This window comes from Streptomyces sp. NPDC015139 (assembly GCF_043079785.1).
Taxonomy (GTDB): Bacteria; Actinomycetota; Actinomycetes; order Streptomycetales; family Streptomycetaceae; genus Streptomyces; species Streptomyces albidocamelliae.
The window spans coordinates 168,000-185,650 of the sequence record NZ_JBIBUW010000009.1 but is presented as its reverse complement, the minus strand read 5'-3'; the positions used below and the strand labels follow the sequence as shown (position 1 = coordinate 185,650).

The window sequence follows — 17,651 nt, the reverse complement described above, 5'->3', positions numbered from 1 at the left end:
AGCCCGGGCGCAGGGGCCCGGCATTCGGTGGGTACGTGCTGCGGGGCCTGGCCCAGATCCTGTTCCTGGACCGTGCCTGGGCCGGAGCCGTCCTCGGCCTGGCCCTGCTGGCGGCGGACTGGCGCTACGGCGCCTACGCGGTGGGCGGCGCCGCCCTGGGCACCGCGACCGCGTGCCTGCTGGGCGTGGACCGCGACCGGGTGCGAGCGGGGCTGGAGGGCTTCAACTCCTGTCTGACCGCCCTGTGCTGTGCGGTCTTCCTCGACGCGGGCCGGCCGGCGACGGCGCTGCTCGCGGCGGCGAGCTCCGTTCTGGCCACGATCGTCACGGCCGCGGTGACCCGGCTGCTGCGCGGGTGGAGCCTGCCGCCGCTGACCGTGCCGTTCTGTCTGCTGGCGGGCGCCGTGACCCTCGCCGCGCCCGCCTTCCGGCGGATCCGGCCCCCCGGAGACGGCAGGGCCGTACTCCCGCGGCCGGCCACCGGTCCGACCGCCCTCCTCCCGTACGACCTGTGGCGGGCGTTCTTCCGCAACGTGTCCCAAGTCCTCTTCCTGGACCAGTGGTACGCGGGGGCACTGCTGCTCGCGGGGCTCTTCCTGGCGAGCCGGGCGGCGGGTCTGGCCGCCTGCTCCGGAAGCGCGGCGGGCCTCCTCACCGCCTGGGCGCTGGGGGCGCCGGCCGCGCGGATCGCCGACGGCACGATGGGGTACAACGCCGTGCTCGTGACACTCGCGCTCCACGGGGGGTGCCTGGCGGCGACCCGGGCCACGCTCGGGTACGCGCTGCTCGGCGCCGCGACCGCCACCACGTTCACACCCGCCGTCGCCGCTCTGCTGGCCCCGTCCGGAGGACACGTGCTCACCTGGCCGTTCGTGCTGACCGCGGCGGTCTTCCTGGTGGCGGCCCGCGCCTTCCCCCGTCTCACCGGGGAGCGGGTCCCGCCGGGCGCCGCGGCACACCCCTAGGGCACGCGCGCCTTGTACGACTCCGGGTAGCTGTTGGTGAATCTGATGGCCCACACCAGCAGCACGACGGGGATGACCCAGTTGAACCAGTCGTCCTGGGACGGGAAGCGGATGGCCAGCCAGGTCGACAGCGTCATCAGGACGAACACCAGGCCCCAGGCACCGGTGAGCACCCGGTTGATGTGCAGGAAGACCGGCGAGTGCCAGTACTCCCGGGGCGTCGACTCGCGGGCGTACTGGGCGGTGAAGGGATCGACGAGGAGCGAGCCGAGCGCCACGACCGCCACCAGCCCGTTGGAGATGACCTGCGCGTAGGTCTCCAGCCAGATGAGCTGACCGCGGTCCAGGGCCAGAGCGAGGACCGAGAGCACGGCGAAGAACACGATGCCGGCCATGTCCAGGACGCGGAGCCTCCCGCGGAGCATGTCCTTGCCCGACAGCACGATCGCGGCGACCAGCGCGGCGAGCGCCGCGTACTCCCAGGTGCTGGGACTCGCGACCACCCCGAAGATGATCCACGGCGCGAACGAGAGGAACACACTGCCCGCACCGACGGCTTGTTCGGCCGGGGCCTTCGTCGCCGACTGCTGCTGCGCCATGCGGTTCTCCCCTCACTGTCGTGACCGCCCCCGCCACCGCTCCTCCATCATGCGGTCGCCCACCACCGGTCGCACGCCGCACCGCGTGCGGGCCGTCCGGCGGGCTCCTACCGTGGGATTCGGACGCGGGGGCAGTGCCGGTCCGTCCGGGAGCAGCCATGACCCACCGATTCAGCGACAACGACCAGTTCGACTACGAGATCCTGCTCGCGCTGGGTTCGGCCTGGCAGCACGGCGCGGACGTGGGCGAGGTGCTGTCCGCCGCGTCCGCCGTAGCGGACGGCGACGGGCGGCGGTGGTTCACCGTGTGGACCGACCTGGCCCGGCGGGTCCGCGCACAGGCCGAGCGGAGCGGGGCCGCCGGACATCCGACCAGCGCCCGCGACGCGTACCTCCGCGCGGCCGGCTACTTCGGCACGGCCCTCGTCGCCGTCGACGCCTTCCCGGATCCGGAGACCCATCTGCGGAAGGTTTTCGCCGAACACCGCGACTGCTTCGACCGCTTCCTGCGTGCCTGGGAGCCCCCCGCCGAACGGGTCGCGATCCCGTACGAGGGCGGTTCCCTGCCGGGATACCTCGTGAGCCCGGCCGACCGCGCCGGCCCGCTGCCCGTACTGATCGCCAACAACGGCAGCGACGGCCCCATCAGCTCCGCGTGGACCCTGCTCGCCGCGCCGGCCGTGGCCCGCGGATACCGTGCGCTGCTCTTCGACGGCCCGGGCCAGCAGTTCATGCTCTTCGAACGCGGCGTCACCTTCCGGCACGACTGGGAGAACGTCGTCACACCGGTCGTCGACTTCCTCGTCGACCGCCCGGACGTCGACCCCCGCCGCATCGTCCTCGCCGGCATCAGTCAGGCGGGCTACTGGGTGCCCCGCGCGCTGGCGTTCGAGCACCGCGTCGCCGCCGCCGTCGCGGACCCCGGGGTGGTCGGTGTGGTGCAGAGCTGGTGGCGCAACCTGGGGCCCGACCTGCGCGCCCTGTGGGAGTCGGGCGACCGCGCGACCTTCGACAAGGTCGTCCTGGAGGCGCTGGACGAGGACCCCGCCCTGGCCGCCACCTGGCGCTGGCGTGCCAAGCCCTATGCCGTCGACTCCCCGTTCGACCTGCTCGCCGAGGTCTCCCGGTACGACCTCACCCCCGTCCTCGACCGGATCACCACGCCCCTGCTGATCACCGACCCCGAGGGCGAGCACTTCTGGCCCGGAGCCTCGCAGCGCCTCTACGACGCGCTGCCCGGCCCGAAACACCTGGTGCGCTTCACACAGGCGGAGGGAGCGCACATGCACTGCGAGCCGATGGGCCGCGCCCTGTTCGAACAGCGTGTCTTCGACTGGCTGGACACGCGTCTGCACGCCGGCTGAGTGCGCGGCCGCGGACCGGCCGCGTCCCCTCAGCCGAGGACGAGCGGGAGTCTCGCCGCGAGGGCGCCCAGGGCGGCGGTCTCCGCGTCGGTCGGTGCGCGCCGGCCGGTCCCGACGAGCAGCGCGTCCCGGTCGGTGAGGGAGGCGGGCAACGGGGCCCCGGCGATGTCCTCCAGCGCGGCGCGGGCCGCGGCGAGCGTGTCGGCGGGCGGCCCGGCGGCCGACGGCAGATGCGCGATCAGGTCGAGGTGGTGCAGCGTCCATTCGAGCACGTACGCCGTCAGGTAGTCGCCGACGGTCAGCACCTGGTCGCGGGTGCCGACCCGGACGGACGGATCGGCGAGTCCGGCGGCGCGGCCAGCGGCGGATCCCACGTCGTCGAGGTGGAATCTCAGCAGCCACGGCTCGCCGTAGGCCGCCGCCAGCCGCGGGATCAGCGCGTCCAGCGGGTCCTCGCCGGTCGGCGGTTCCACGAGGCTCCAGTAGGTGACCGCGTCCACGGTGGGCTCGGCGTCCACGGGCGTGACCAGGGTGATCAGGACGTCCTGGGCGTCGATGACCAGATGGCACACCAGGTCCCGTACGAGCCAGCCGGCACAGCCGGACGGCCGCGCGAAATCCGCGTCCCCCAGTTCGGCCACCGCGGTGCGCAACGCCGTCCACGAGCGTGAGAAGTGATCCACGGCGGCACCGTAGAGCCGGAACGGAACCGTGGACAACCGCAATTCGAGCGGCCGGGAACCCGTTCGCGGTCCGCGCCCGATCCACGCCCGATCCGCGCTCGTCACCGCGTCCCCGGAAGACGACAATGTCCTTTGAGGGGCACACTGGCCTCGGGAGGCGTCATGAGCACTTCAGCGGAGCCGCGGGTGTCCGGTCTCGAGGTCCGGTCCATCGACTACGTCCCGCTGGACGAGCGGCACGGCAAGCTCTGGCACCTGGGCCCCCTGTGGTTCATGTCGAACGCACAGATCGCCACCCTGGCCGTGGGGCTGATCAGCATCACCGAGGGCGGCAACCTCATCTGGTCGCTGCTGGCCATCGTCTCCGGCACGGTCATCGGCACCTTCTTCATGGCCTTCCACTCGGCCCAGGGCCCCCAGCTGGGCCTGCCGCAGATGATCCAGTCGCGCCCCCAGTTCGGCTACGTCGGCGCCCTGCTGGTGTGGCTCTTCGCCTATGTGCAGTACGCCGGCTTCAACGTCTTCAACAGCATCCTCGCCGCCGACTCCCTGCACACCACCCTGCACGGCAGCGTCAAGCTGTGGGTGGTCGTGGTGACGATCGTGGCGCTCGTCATCGCGCTGGTCGGCTACGACATCATCCACAAGGCCGAGCGGGTCCTGACGTACACCTTCCTGGTCGTCTTCGGGATCTTCACCGTCGGCGTGCTCGTCACCCTGCACTACCCGGCGGGCGCCTTCGACCTCGGCGACTTCAAGCTGACCCCGTTCCTCGCGCAGTTCGGCGTGGTCGCCGGCTACCAGATCAGCTGGGCCATCTACGTCTCCGACTACTCGCGCTACCTCCCGCCGGACGTGACGGTGCGCAAGACGTTCTACTGGACGTACTTCGGCTCCGCGCTCGGCGGCATCTGGCTGATGGTCCTCGGGGCACTGCTCGCCGCGTGGGCCGGCCAGGACTTCGAGACGATCAAGTCGATCAACGCCGCCGGGGACAAGGTCTTCAGCGGCTTCGGCGCGATCGTGCTGCTCTTCGCCGCCCTCGGCCTGGTCTCCGTCACCGCGCTCAACATGTACGGCGGTTCGCTGACCCTCATCAGCGCCATCGACTCGTTCAAACGCGTACGGCCGACGCTGGGCGTACGCCTGCTGACCATCGGCCTGACCGCGGCGCTGTCCCTGATCGGCGCGCTGTCCGCGACGGCGAACTTCCTCGCCAACTTCAACAACTTCCTGCTGCTGGTCCTCTACCTGTTCATCCCCTGGACCGCGGTCAATCTCATGGACTACTACGTGGTGCGCCGCGGCCACTACGCCATCGCCGAGATCTTCAAGCCGAACGGCATCTACGGCCGGTGGGGCTGGCACGGCATCATCGCCTACCTGGTCGGCTTCGCCGTCATGGTCCCGTTCTTCTCCGTCGGCACCCTGTTCGTCGGCCCCGCCGCGGACGCGCTCGGCGGAGCCGACATCTCCCTGTTCATCGGGCTGCCGGTGTCCGCGCTGCTCTACTGGTGGCTGACCCGCTCGATCGACGTGGAGGCCGAGACCCGGCTGGCGGAGGCGGAGGCACAGGAGCTGGAGCGCGCCGCGCACGAGCACCGAGAACCCTGAAAGGTGCCGGGCGTGGGCGGGTGGGAGATTCTGTAGGGGTGTGGGGTGTCCCAGCCGGTCGGATACCGGCCGCCTACGTGGCCCCGGGCCGCCGGGCGATACGTGTGACGCTGGTCGCCGCAGCCGGCTTCTTCCTCTTCCGCTACGGCCTCGGCGACCCCGTCGCGGCCACGTACGCGCTGTTCGCCACCGTGGCCCTCGGCGGCCTCTCCCGGATCCCGGGCACCGGACGGCAGCGCGCGGCGGTGGTGGCCCGCCTGGTGCCGGTGTGCTGGGTGCTGGTCGTCGTCGGCACCTACCTGTCGGTGCGGACGTGGACCGCGGTCGTCGGCATGCTGGTGGTCGGCTTCGCGCTGGCCTTCTCCGCCGTGGGCGGGCCGCGTCAGGCGGGGGCGGCACCGGGCCTGCAGCTGCTGTACATCCTGCCGTCGTTCCCCCCGTACGACCCCGCCTCCCTCGACGACCGGCTGATCGGGACGACCACCGGGCTGGCCCTGTTCATCGCCGCCGAGGCGCTGATCCTGCCCGAGCGGCGCCCGGAGACGTACCGCGCGCGAGCCACCCGGGCCGCGGGGACCGCCGCCCGCTGCGCGATCCTCCTCGTCGCGCCGCCGCACGCCCTGACCGCCGACGACATCCGCGAGGCCCGGGAGGCGGGCCAGTCGCTGCGGTCCCTGACCGTGCCGGAGGCGGAGCGCCCCGCCGGGCCCGGGGTGCGCGACCGGGCACTGTCCCACACGGGCCTCGCCACCCGTGCCCTGCTCGGGCGGCTGGCACGGCTGCGCGCGGTGCGCGGGGAACGACCGGGCCCCCAGGTGCTCGCGGTCCTGCGGGCCGTGGCACGGCTGGCCACGGCGACCGAGACGTGCCTGGACGGGGGACCGTCCCCCGTGGAGCCGCACAAGGAGCTGGTCGAGGCCCGCGCCCGGCTGTCGGCCGCGTCGGCGGGACCCGGCCCGGCCACCGAACCCGGCACCGCGTCGACGGCCGGGGCGGCGGGCCCGGCCTTCCTCGCCACCGGCTCCGCCCGATCCGTACCGGAGAACGGGACCACACCGGCCGGTCTCCCGCCCGCCGTACTGCGCCTGCACGCCGCCCTGCTGGAGATCGCCGACGCGGCGCTCGCCATGGGCACCGCGGCCGATCTGGCCGTGCGGGGCCGGCACGCCCGGGTGGAGGTGGCACGGGGCCGGTTCTGGTACGCCACCGCCGCGGCCCCCGTCCTGTGGTGGCACCGGTTGCGCGGCCACGCCGGACGAGGGTCGGTGTTCTTCCAGAACGCGGTCCGTATCGCCCTGGCCCTGACGGCGGCCAGACTCGTGGCCGGGCTGGACACCCTGCCGCACGGATTCTGGGCCACCCTGGCCACGCTCACCCTGACCCGGACCACCATGGACGAGACCTGGAGCACCATCCGCCGGGCGCTGACGGGCACGCTCGCGGGGGCTGTGCTGACCGCCGGCATCCTGACCGCGGCGGGCGCCGAGAACGCCGTGTACGCCGCCCTGCTGCCCCTGTGGATGCTGTTCGCCTTCACCGTGGGGCCGGTCAAGGGCGTCGGCTGGGCACAGGGTCTGTTCACCGTGCTCGTCGCCCTGGTCTTCGCCCAGCTGGCGCCGCCGACCTGGCGACTGGCGGAGACCAGGATGCTGGACGTGCTGGTCGGCAGCGCGATCGGCGCGGTCTTCGGCCTGCTGGCCTGGCCCCGGGGAGCCCATGACGAGCTGCGGCACGCGGGGGCGGAACTCCTGCGCCGGGCGGCCGAGATCGTGGTCGCGACCGGCGCCTCCGTCGCGGGCGGCTGCGGGACGGCCGCCCCCTCGCGGGTCCCCGGCCATCGGTCCCTGCAACGCGCGGTCATCCTCGCCGAGTCGGCGTACGCGCAGTACCAGAGCGAACCGACGCCCTTCGGCGGGCGCGGGCACGAGACGGTGCAGCCCGCGGACTGGCAGTCGGTGCTGATCGCCGGGCACCACACCCTGTGGGGCTCCGACCGGCTGCTGGACCCACCGCTCGCCAGGCTGAACATGGCCGCGGCCGACTCGGTCGGCGGACTGGGGGAGCGGGTGGCCGGGCGGATGCTGCTGGTGTCGGCGGCCCTCGACCCCGGTGACGACACCCCGACCACGCCCCTGCCGCTGATCGATTCCGTCCTCGCGGGCTTCACCCTGGAGCCGCCCGGCGCCCCGCGCCTGTACTACGCCACCGTGTCCTGGCTCGACTCGCTGCTGACCGACATGTCACGCATCGCGTACGGCGACCAGGCGGCCGGGGCCACCGCGGAGATGACACCCGTCCACGACTGAGCCGGGCCGCGCCCCTCCTACCAGTCCCGTTCCGCGTCCATCTTCGCCGGTGCCAGTACCCGGACGTGGCCGTGGTCGCCGTACACGGAACGCCGCCACCGCGCGAACACCTCGGCGGTGCGGTCCAGCCGTTCGTCGTCCCACACCCCGTAGTCCACCTCGACCGTGGCCCGGGTCCGCGCGCCGGACCCGGCCTCGTGGACACGGACGCCCCGCACATGGGAGGCGATGGCGGCGTCCGCCTTCGGCCCCTGAGTCCGCAGGTACGTCCGGAACGCCCGGAGCGCCGGGACTCCCGGCGCGGGCGTGGCCGTGGCCGTCCCGCGCGCCTCCGGGTGGTCCGTGCCGCACGAGACGAGTGCCAGGCAGCAGCCGGCGAGCGCCGCGGCGACGGACGCGGACCGAAGCGTGATCTTCATGTGTCCCCCTTTCGGAGGGTGAGAGGGCAACGCACGGGCCGAGGTTGCGTCATGACAGCGAAGGACCGGCCGGAACCCGCCCCGACCGGGCGTTTTCCCGTCCCGGACCCGTCGGCGGCGGACCCCCGGTCGCCGATCGACGAGCTCGAGTGTTAGAAAAGGGACATGAGCGGACGTTCCCGCCGGCCATGGGCGAGAGCGGCGCTGCCGCTCGGCTGGCGGCGGTCGTCCGGACCGCCCCGCGGTCCAGGGCCGTCACGCGGACGCCGCTTCTCATCACCCCTGAGCATCCGCACGCTCGCCGCGCAGGTCTTTCTGCTCCAGGCCCTCATCGTGCTGGTGCTCGTCGCCGTGGCGTCCGCCGCCCTGGTGGTGCAGGGCCGCTACGACGGCGAGCAGAGCGCCCGGGAGAAGTCGCTGGCCGCCGCCGAGGCGTTCGCGCACGCACCCGGTACGGCGCTCGCCCTGCGGTCGCCGGCCGCCGGCGTACGGCTCCAGCAGGCGGCGGAGGAGGCGGAGAAGGCCGCCGGAGTCGACTTCATCACCGTCCTCGACCCCAAGGGGGTCCGGCTCGCCGACACCGACCCGGCCCTCATCGGCAAGAAGGCCGAGGGTGTCGGGCCGGCCGCCGCGGGCGAGGCGTTCACCGAGACGTACCACGGGCAGCCCACCGACGCCGTGCGCGCGGTCGTCCCCGTGACGGACGCGAGCAGGCGCGTGGTCGGCATGGTCAGCGCCGGTATCCAGTACGCCAACCTCGCCCACGTGCTGAACGACCAGCTGCCCATCCTGCTCGGGGCGGCGGCCGGGGCACTGCTGCTCGCGACCGGCGGCACCGCGCTCGTCAGCCGCCGGCTGCTGCGGCAGACCCACGGGCTCGGCCCGGCCGAGATGACCAGGATGTACGAGCACCACGACGCCGTGCTGCACGCGGTGCGCGAAGGCGTCCTGATCATCGGCGGCGACGGACGCGTGCTGCTCGCCAACGACGAGGCACACCGGCTGCTGGACCTGCCCGCGGACGCCGACCGGCGCAAGCTGAACGAGCTGAAGCTGGGGCCCGGACTGCGACGGCTGCTGCTGTCGGGGGAGTCCGCGTCCGACGAGGTGACTCCGGCGGGCGACCGGCTGCTGGCGGTGAACACCCGGCTCATCGGACCGGACGGCGACGCCCAGGGCCTCGTCGCCACCTTCCGGGACACCACCGAGCTGAGGGCCCTCTCCGGGCAGGCCGAGCTGGCCCGGGGCCGGCTGTCGTTCCTGTACGAGGCCGGGATGCGGGTCGGTACCACGCTCGACGTGCGGCGCACCGCCGAGGAGCTCTCCGAGGTGGCCGTTCCGCGGCTGGCCGACGTCGTCACGGTGGAACTCCTCGACTCCGTGCTGCGCGGCGAGGAGCCCACGGGAGCGGTGCGCCAGATGCGGCGTACCGCGCTGCGCGCCGCCCGGTCGGGGACGCCGCTGCAACCGGTGGGCGAGGTGATCCGCTTCGTGATGGCGGACACGCCGAGCGTGGCGGCCCTGCGCCGCGGCAAGGCCGTCCTGGTGCCGACGCTGCACGACGCCCAGGACTGGCGGGCCCAGGACCCGGACGGGGCCCGGCGAGTGCTGGAGTACGGCATCCACTCACTGATCACGGTGCCGCTCCGCGCCCGCGGGGTGGTCCTCGGCATGGTCAACTTCTGGCGGGCCGCCGACTCCCCCCGGTTCGAGGAGGGCGACGTCGCCGTCGCCGAGGAACTGGTCGCCCGGGCCGCCGTCGCGATCGACAACGCCCGCCGGTACGGCCGTGAGCACGCCATGGCGGTGACCCTCCAGCGCAACCTGCTGCCCCTCGGCCTGCCGGAACAGGACGCGCTGGAGATCGCCTCACGCTATCTGCCCGCGCGCTCCGGTGTGGGCGGAGACTGGTTCGACGTCATCCCCCTGCCCGGCTTCCGGGTGGCCCTGGTCGTCGGCGACATCGTGGGACACGGGCTGCAGGCCGCGGTCACCATGGGCCGGCTGCGCACCGCCGTGCTGAACTTCTCCTCCCTCGACCTGACCCCCGACGAACTGCTCGGGCACCTCGACGAGATGGTCACCCGCCTCGACACGCCGACGGCACACGAGGACGACCGCGCACCGCTCACGGGCGCCACCTGCCTCTACGCCATCTACGACCCCGTCGGCGGGCACTGCACCCTCTCCCGCGCAGGCCACCTCGCGCCCGCCGTGGTGGACCCCGAAGGCCGAGTGACCTTCCCCGACCTGCCGCTGTCCCCGCCCCTGGGCGTCGGCGGACACCCCTTCGAGACGGGCGAGCTGTACCTCCCCGAGGGCAGCCGGCTCGTCCTGTTCACCGACGGCCTCATCGAGAGCCGCGACCGGGACATCGACGAGGGACTGGACATGCTCCGCTCCACCGTCGCGCACGCCGACCAGACCCCGGAGGAGACCTGCCGCGCCCTCATGACGACGATGCTGCCCGAGCACCCCAGTGACGACGTGGCGCTGCTGGTGGCCCGGACCCGGCTGCTCGACCCGTCCCGCGTCGCGACCTGGGACGTACCGTTCGACACCACGGCCGTGTCCCGGACCCGCACCGAGGTGAGCATGCGACTCACCGACTGGGGGCTGGAGGAGCAGGCGTTCAGCACGGAACTGATCCTCAGCGAGCTCCTCACCAACGCCATCCGCTACGGCGCCCCGCCGGTCCGGGTCAGGATCCTGCTGGGCAGCACCCTCGTCTGCGAGGTCTCCGACGGCAGCAACACCTCGCCCCGGCTGCGCCGCGCGGGCTTCAACGACGAAGGAGGGCGCGGGCTGTTCCTGGTGTCCCAGTTCGCGGACAGCTGGGGGACACGATACGTGGCGAAGGGCAAGGTCATCTGGGCCGAGCAGGTACTGGGCCGCACCCCGGAACCGGACCTGTCCGTGCTGTTCGACGAGATCGCCTTCTGACACGGGTCCGGCCGCCCTGCGCAGGGCGGCCGGACCGGGGATGCCCTCAACTCGCCTTCGAGGGCCGGATGTTCTGGTTGAGCCGGAACACATTGGCCGGGTCGTAGGTGTCCTTGACGGCGACGAGCCGCCGGTGGACGGCGTCCGGGTAGGAGGCGCGCACCTTGTCCTCGGCGGCGTCGCCCGTGAAGTTGACGTACATGGCCCCTCGGCCATGGCGGGCGATCTCCTCGCGGGTGCTCCGGGCCCAGGCGATGTGCGAGTCGAAATCCGTCGCGTCGGGGGAGCGCGCGATGACATTGCACAGCACGCCCGCGTCCCGCTGGCTGAAGGCGGTGGCGTCGGCGGGCATCCGGGCGAAGGCACCGCCCAGCTGGTGCAGATGCAGCTCGCTGTTCGGCGTGGGTGTCGTCAGGTGCCGGCGCAGGACGGCGTCGAGCGCGGCGTCGGACGGCTCGATGAACGCGGACGTGAAGTAGTTCTGCGCACCGGCCGACCACAGCGGATCGATCATCGACTGCATGCCCGTGTACGGCATCGGGCCCATGAGGTCGGCGACGGGGGTGCCCAGCGCCCGCAGCGGAGCCACCGCCGCCTCGCCGGCCGCCGGGTCGCCCGCGTACATCCCGAGCACCACCGCGACCCTGGTGCCGTGCACCTCCTCGGGCAGGAACGGCAGGGGAGGCGCCGTCGTCAGGTTGACCAGCGTCGTCAGCTCGTCGGGCATGCCGCCGATCAGGTCCCGCCAGCCCGTGACGACCTGCCGGGCCTGCTCCAGGGGGTAGACGATCAGGCCGCCGAGGATCTGCGGCCCGACCGGGTGCAGCTGGTACTCCAGGGAGGTCACGACACCGAAGTTCCCGCCGCCGCCCCGAAGGGCCCAGAACAGCTCCGGGTTCTCCCGCGCGTCCGCGCGCACCACGCGGCCGTCCGCCGTGACGACCTCGGCCGCCGTCAGGTTGTCGGAGGCCAGGCCGTGGCGCCGCAGCAGCCAGCCCACCCCGCCGCCGAGGGTGAAACCGGAGATGCCGGTCGTGGACACCAGGCCACCGGTCACGGCGAGCCCGAACGCCTGGGTCTCGTGGTCGAGGTCCCCCCAGGTCATGCCCGTCTGGGCGACCACCCGGCGCCGTACGGGGTCGACGACCGCGCCCTTCATGGCGGACAGGTCGATGACGATACCGTCGTCGCAGGTGGAGAACCCGGCGATGCTGTGCGAGCCGCCGCGCACGGCGACGAGCAGGTCCTGGCTTCGGGCGAACTCGACGGCGCGGATGACGTCCGCCGTCCCGGCGCAGCGCACGATCAGGGCCGGGTGCTTGTCGTGGGACCCGTTCCAGACCGCGCGGGCCCGGTCGTAGTCGGCGTCGCCGGGACGCACGACGGTGCCGCGCAGGCCCGCCTCCAGCTCGGCGATCGTGGCGTCCCCCAGGATCCCCTTTGCCGTGTCGATCGACATGGTCGGCTCCTCGGTGTGAGTGCTTCGGCTGACACCCACGACCGTAGGCAGCGGCTCTTAGCAGTCACTCAGCAGCGGCTTTGCCGCCGTCCGCCCGTGGCGTCGTGCGGCGCAGGGCGGCCGTTCCCCGGGCGTCGCCGAGGCCGGCGAACAACGCGCCGGCCCGGGCGGCCGTCGCCTCGGCCGCCCGGTGCCGCCCCGCCTGCTCCTCCAACCGCGCCAGCATCAGGCAGACCCAGCCGGCGGCGGACGTCGATCCGGCGACGTGCTCCAGTTCCCGGGCACGGCCGAGGAGGGTACGGGCGCGTACCGGGTCGCCGGCGGCCCGGGCGGCGAGCCCCAGGTGCAGCAGGCCGTTGACGGTGCCCGGGAGATCGTCGGTCTCCTCGAAGCCCGCGAGGGCCCGGGTGAAGGCGGTCCGGGCGGCGCCGGTGTCACCACCGGTCAGCCGGAGCAGCCCCAGGCAGCCGAGGGTGATGCCCTCCTCGCGCCGGTCCCCGAGGCGGCGTCTGATCGCCAGCGCCGCGTCCAGGCACGGGCCGGCGGCCTCCGGATCGCCCGCACCGCGCAGGACGTTGCCGAGCGTGTTCAGGGCCAGGGACTCGCCGTACGGGTCGCCCAGCCCGCGGAAACAGTCGACACCGCGTTCCGCCGCCGTCGTGGCGGCGCCGGTGTCCCCGTCGAGGCGGCACGCCCACGCGAGGTTCGCCAGGGCGTAGCCGCGGGCGCGGGACGGGCCCACCGCACGGCCCGCCAGCACCGTCTCCTCGAAGTACAGCGAGACCTGTCCGGACGCGGCCTCCTCGACCGCGTAACCCGGTGTGATGACCGGGAAGAAGGGCCGGCAGCCGGTTTTGACCTCCTCCAGCAGCCGCAGGCTCTCCCCGGCCGCCTCCCGGGCCGCCGCGCCCTCGCCGCGGCAGACGGCCCAGACGCCCGCGAGATGAGCGGCGGCGGCGAGGACCGTCGGCTCACCCGCTTCCAGGGCGAGGGCGCGCGCGAGGTCGAGGGCGGTGCGGGCCCGCTCCCACGAGCCGCGCATCCAGAGCAGGATGGCCCGCTGGCAGTGGGCGGACGCCAGCGCCGCCGGGTCCGGGCATCCCCGGTGCACCGCCACGATCTGCTCGGCGATCTCCCCCAGCGGGGCACTGTCACCCAGGCGGATCGCCAGCACGGCCCGCCCCATCAGCGCCCGTGCCCGCTGCGGGGACGGTTCCGGCGCGGCGGCCAGGGCGTCCTCCAGCCATCGCCGCCCCTCGGCGAGCAGTCCCCGTTCGGCCCAGAACGACCGCAGGGCGACGGCCAGCCGCAGCGCGCCGTCCGGTTCGTCGCGCAGGAGGGAGCGCAGGGCGGCCCGCAGATTGCCGTGGTCGGCCTCCAGCTCCAGCGACGTGGCGGCCGGCACCCCCGCGGGCGGCTCGCGGTCCCAGGACTCGGCGAGCGCCAGGTAGAAGCGCCGGTGCCGGGCCTCCGTGGCCGCCGCCTCTTCGGCGGCCCGCAGCCGGTCCGCGGCGTACTGGCGGATCGTCTCCAGCAGCCGGTAGCGCACCTCGTCCTGCCGGGGTTCCACCGACACCAGGGACTTGTCGGCCAGCCGGTCGAGGACGTCCAGGACGGCGCCTTCGTCCGCGCCGTCCGCGCACACCTCCTCGGCGGCGGCCAGCGAGAACCCGCCCACGAACACCGCGAGCCGGCGGAACAGGCGCCGTTCCTCCTCGTCGAGCAGGCGATGACTCCACTCCAGGGTGGCCAGCAGCGTCTCCTGCCGGGTCACGCCCCGCCGGTCGCCCCGGCCGAGGAGGACCAGGGCGTCGTTGAGCCGTTCGGCGATCTGCCGCGGCGCCAGCACGTGCACCCGGGCCGCCGCGAGTTCGAGGGCCAGCGGCATGCCGTCGAGCCGGAAGCAGATCTGCGCGACGGCGGCGGCGTTGCCGTCGGTCAGCCGGAACCCCGGGTCCGCCTGCGCCGCGCGCTCCGTGAACAGCCGTACGGAGGCGAAGCGGCCCAATTCCGCCACGGACGGCAGCCGGTGCGGATCCGGCAGCCCCAGCGAGGGCACCCGGAAGGTCCGCTCCCCGTAGCTGCGCAACGGCTCCCGGCTGGTCGCGAGGACGACGACGTCCGGACAGCGCGCGATGACCTGCGAGGCCAGGGCGGCGCACGCGTCGACGAGGTGCTCGCAGTTGTCCAGCACCAGCAGCAGCTCCCGTCCGGTCAGCTGGGCCACCAGCGCCTGGCGGCTCCCGCCCGACGGCGGCAGGGGGAGCCCCAGAGCGGCCGCGACCGCCTCGGGAACGAGGTCCGGCTCCGCCAGCCCGGCCAGGTCCACGAAGCAGGCACCGTCCCGGAAGTCGCCGCCCCGGCGGGCAGCCACGGCGAGCGCCAGCCGGGTCTTGCCGCAACCACCGGCCCCGGTGAGGGTGAGCAGCCTGCCGCACCCCAGGGACCGTACGATCTCCGCCATCTCCCGTTCCCGACCGATGAGCGCGGTGGCCGGCGCCGGCAGCCGGTGCCGAAGGGGCGCCGGCTCCTCCGGGGGCTCGACCGAGTCTGCCAGCAGCGCACGGTAGAGCCCGCGCGTCTGCGGGTCGGGGTCGGCGCCGGTGTCGCGCCGGAGCGCGTCCCGCAGACCCTCGTACACGGCCAGCGCCTCCCGGCGCCGCCCCGCCTCGGCCAGGACGCGCATCAGGGCCCGGTGACCCGGTTCGTGCAGGGAATCCGCGGCGACCAGGGTCCGCAGTACGTCGAGGGCCCCGGCCGTGTCGTGATCCTGCTCCAGCGCCTCGGCGAGGCCGAGCAGCAGGGCCGCGCGCCGTCTCTCCAGCGCCTCGGCCGCCTCGCCCGCCCAGGGCTCGTACCGGTCCTCCGGCAGCAGACCGGGCCCGGCCAGGTCGAGCGCGGCGCGGTAGGCCGAGGTGCCGCCACCGTCGGCGGCCCGCCGGGACGCCTCGTCGAAGGCGTCGAGGTCGACCCGTACGCCGCCCTCCGGGCCGAGGACCACCATGTCGTCGCGGAGCGCCACGACCTCACCGGGCGCTCCCGTGGCGGCCAGCGCGCGGCGCACCGCGTACAGCACCTGGTGCAGGTTGTTCGACGCCGCCGACCGGTCGAGGCCGGGCCACAGCAGGTCGTAGACCTGTTCGCGGTGTATCCGGTGGCCGGGTGACAGGCAGAGCAGTTTCAGCAGGCTGCGGGCCTTGCGCAGGCGCCACGCCCCGGCGGCGACCGGGCGGTCCTCGACCGCCACCGCGAACCCGCCGAGGAGCCGGATGCGTACCTCGTCGGCCATGGCTGTCCTCACGAGCAGGCTACCGCCCGGGGTCCGGGCCCGCCCCGGATGCGTGATCATGGGCGCGGCGGAAGGATCGGCAGGGGGGCAACGCCCGTTGCGGCGCGCTATCGGAGCACTGCCATGAACGAGAATCGCATTCCCCGCCGTCCGCCGGGTCCGGCGGACGCGCACGCCACGAGCGCACCGACGTCGTCCGCCGCGGACTGGGGCCTGCTGCTTCTGCGGCTGACCTTCGGGCTGCTGATGGCCGCGCACGGTGCCCAGAAACTGTTCGGAGTCTTCGGCGGCCGCGGCCTGACGGCGACCGGTCAGGCCTTCGCCGGGCTCGGATACCGCCCGGGGAAGGTCTTCGCCGTCGTCGGCGGCGGGTCCGAGTTCCTCGGCGGCCTCGGCCTGGCCCTCGGGCTGCTGACGCCGCTCGCGGCCGCCGCGCTGATCGGCACGATGATCAACGCGACGGTGACCGTCACCGGAGCCCACGGACTCTGGGACGAGGACGGCGGTGTGGAGTACAACGTCTGCATCGCCGTGGCCGCCCTGGCCGTCGCGGCCATCGGTCCCGGCCGCTTCTCCGTCGACCACTACCTCCCCTGGGGCCGCGGCGGCTGGCCCGAGGCCGCGGTCGCCCTCGGCCTGGGCGGGGCCGGAGCGGCGGTCACCTTGGGCCTGTGAGCGCGCCGGCACCGGGCCTCCGGTACGCGCACCGACCCGTCGGCGCTCGCCTTGGGCCTGTGAGCGGTGCCGGCGCCCGGCCTCCGGTACCGCGTGCCGCCCCGTCGCGGTCGTCCCCGGCCTCGCCTCGGCAGGCGGGCCGCCGCCCTGTCGTGCGCGACGGTGCCGGGCACGGACCCGTCGGCGCTCGCCTTGGGCCTGTGAGCGGTGCCGGCACCCGGCCTCCGGTACCGCGTGCCGCCCCGTCGCGGTCGTCCCCGGCCTCGCCTCGGCAGGCGGGCCGCTGGCCTGCCGTGCCCGAGGGAGGGGCCGGGCACGGACTTGTCGGCGGACATCGGCGGCGCCGCGTCCCTGCCGAGCCCCTGCCGAGGCCGGTATCGCCGAGGGCCGGTACGCGTGCCGCCCCGTCGCGATCGTTCCCGGCCGCGTCCCGGCAGGCGGGCCGCTGGCCTGCCGTGCGCGACGGTGCCGGGCACGGACCCGTCGGCGGTCGCCTTGGGCCTGTGAGCGGTGCCGGCGCCCGGCCTCCGATATCGCGCGCGGCCCTGCCGCGGTCGTCCCCGGCCTCGCTTGGGCAGGCGGGCCGCTGGCCTGCCGTGCCCGAGGGCGGGGCCGGGCTTGAACTCGTCGGGCGGACACCGGCGGCGCCGCGTCCCTGACGAGCCTCTGCCGGGCGACGTGGGACGGACGTGCTCAGCCCTCGGGCGCCCCCGTGCGCAGGCCGTCCATGACGAGGTCGAAGAGGCGGGCGGCGCGTGGCTGCCAGTCCTCGTGCGGAGCGAGCTGCCAGAGGCCCGCTATGGCGAGGAGGAGGTCGTCGGCGGTGACGCCCGGGCGGATGGTGCCGGCCTCCTCGTTGGCGCGCAGGAGGAGGTTCGCCGCGGCGGCGACCGGTGTGGGCTCCGGCTTCGCCGGTCCGCCCGGGGCACCGGTGACCTGCCGGATCGCGTCGGCCAGTCCGGCCTTGGCCATGGCGAACTCCGCCAGCCGGTCCATCCAGGCCCGCAGCGCCCGCTCGGGCGGCCTGGTCCCCAGCAAGTGGCAGGCGCTGTCGGCGACCTGCTGCATCTCGTGCCGGTAGATCTCGAGGACCAGTGCCTCGCGGTTGGGGAAGTTGCGGTAGAACGTGCCCTGCCCGACGCCGGCCTTCTTCGCGATCGCGCTCAGCGGGGCGTCCGCGCAGCGCGTCAGCTCGGCGAGTGCCACTTCCAGGATGCGTTCACGGTTGCGCTGGGCGTCCGAGCGCAGGGGTGCGTCCTTCTTCTGCGGCACTCGTCCTCCTCGCGGGTTCCTGGCCGAAGCCCGCACTTGCTAAGCGGACAACTGTCCGTTACG

General features: G+C 74.0%; 12 protein-coding genes. 6 read left to right on the top strand and 6 right to left on the bottom strand.

Annotation, left to right across the window (positions count from 1 at the left end; all coding sequences use genetic code 11):
• The first annotated feature begins 35 nt into the window (after positions 1-35).
• Positions 36-965, top strand: coding sequence for an urea transporter (locus ACF08B_RS24775; protein ID WP_392319422.1), 930 nt, complete (start codon positions 36-38; stop codon positions 963-965).
• On the opposite strand, the gene ACF08B_RS24770 is transcribed toward ACF08B_RS24775, so the two are convergent.
• A complete protein-coding gene (locus tag ACF08B_RS24770) occupies positions 962-1,564 on the bottom strand; it encodes a hypothetical protein (protein ID WP_392319421.1) in 603 nt (200 codons plus the stop codon). The two genes, ACF08B_RS24775 and ACF08B_RS24770, sit on opposite strands and share 4 nt — an antisense overlap.
• A 158-nt stretch (positions 1,565-1,722) precedes the next feature.
• Between ACF08B_RS24770 and ACF08B_RS24765 the strand changes: the two genes are divergently transcribed.
• Positions 1,723-2,928 (top strand): alpha/beta hydrolase family protein, encoded by a 1,206-nt coding sequence (locus ACF08B_RS24765; protein ID WP_392319420.1) that lies wholly within the window; start codon positions 1,723-1,725, stop codon positions 2,926-2,928.
• A 29-nt stretch (positions 2,929-2,957) separates the two neighbouring features.
• Here ACF08B_RS24765 and ACF08B_RS24760 read toward each other — a convergent pair whose 3' ends face one another.
• On the bottom strand, positions 2,958-3,611 hold the full coding sequence (locus tag ACF08B_RS24760; RefSeq protein ID WP_392319419.1) for a maleylpyruvate isomerase N-terminal domain-containing protein: 654 nt from the start codon (positions 3,609-3,611) through the stop codon (positions 2,958-2,960).
• A gap of 162 nt (positions 3,612-3,773) precedes the next feature.
• Between ACF08B_RS24760 and ACF08B_RS24755 the strand changes: the two genes are divergently transcribed.
• Positions 3,774-5,225, top strand: a complete 1,452-nt coding sequence (locus tag ACF08B_RS24755) for a purine-cytosine permease family protein (protein ID WP_392319418.1) — start codon at positions 3,774-3,776, stop codon at positions 5,223-5,225.
• Between the two features lie 104 nt (positions 5,226-5,329).
• Complete coding sequence (locus ACF08B_RS24750) at positions 5,330-7,531, top strand: FUSC family protein (protein WP_392319417.1); 2,202 nt, start codon at positions 5,330-5,332, stop codon at positions 7,529-7,531.
• Between the two features lie 17 nt (positions 7,532-7,548).
• Here ACF08B_RS24750 and ACF08B_RS24745 read toward each other — a convergent pair whose 3' ends face one another.
• A complete protein-coding gene (locus tag ACF08B_RS24745; protein WP_392319416.1) occupies positions 7,549-7,950 on the bottom strand; it encodes a hypothetical protein in 402 nt (133 codons plus the stop codon).
• A gap of 165 nt (positions 7,951-8,115) precedes the next feature.
• Between ACF08B_RS24745 and ACF08B_RS24740 the strand changes: the two genes are divergently transcribed.
• The gene (locus ACF08B_RS24740; protein ID WP_392319415.1) at positions 8,116-10,893 is read left to right on the top strand and encodes a SpoIIE family protein phosphatase; all 2,778 of its coding nucleotides are present in this window, start codon (positions 8,116-8,118) and stop codon (positions 10,891-10,893) included.
• A 46-nt stretch (positions 10,894-10,939) separates the two neighbouring features.
• Here the strand turns inward: ACF08B_RS24740 and ACF08B_RS24735 are convergent, their stop codons facing one another.
• Together ACF08B_RS24735 and ACF08B_RS24730 are read right to left on the bottom strand one after the other, a co-directional pair.
• Positions 10,940-12,352 (bottom strand): FAD-binding oxidoreductase, encoded by a 1,413-nt coding sequence (locus ACF08B_RS24735; RefSeq protein WP_392319414.1) that lies wholly within the window; start codon positions 12,350-12,352, stop codon positions 10,940-10,942.
• Positions 12,353-12,416: 64 nt separating this feature from the next.
• Positions 12,417-15,641, bottom strand: a complete 3,225-nt coding sequence (locus ACF08B_RS24730) for a tetratricopeptide repeat protein (protein WP_392319413.1) — start codon at positions 15,639-15,641, stop codon at positions 12,417-12,419.
• 123 nt (positions 15,642-15,764) lie between these two features.
• Between ACF08B_RS24730 and ACF08B_RS24725 the strand changes: the two genes are divergently transcribed.
• Positions 15,765-16,316: a DoxX family protein gene (locus tag ACF08B_RS24725; RefSeq protein WP_392319412.1), complete on the top strand. Its 552-nt coding sequence runs from the start codon at positions 15,765-15,767 to the stop codon at positions 16,314-16,316.
• A 693-nt stretch (positions 16,317-17,009) separates the two neighbouring features.
• Here ACF08B_RS24725 and ACF08B_RS24720 read toward each other — a convergent pair.
• On the bottom strand, positions 17,010-17,588 hold the full coding sequence (locus ACF08B_RS24720) for a TetR/AcrR family transcriptional regulator (RefSeq protein WP_392319411.1): 579 nt from the start codon (positions 17,586-17,588) through the stop codon (positions 17,010-17,012).
• Positions 17,589-17,651 lie beyond the last annotated feature (63 nt).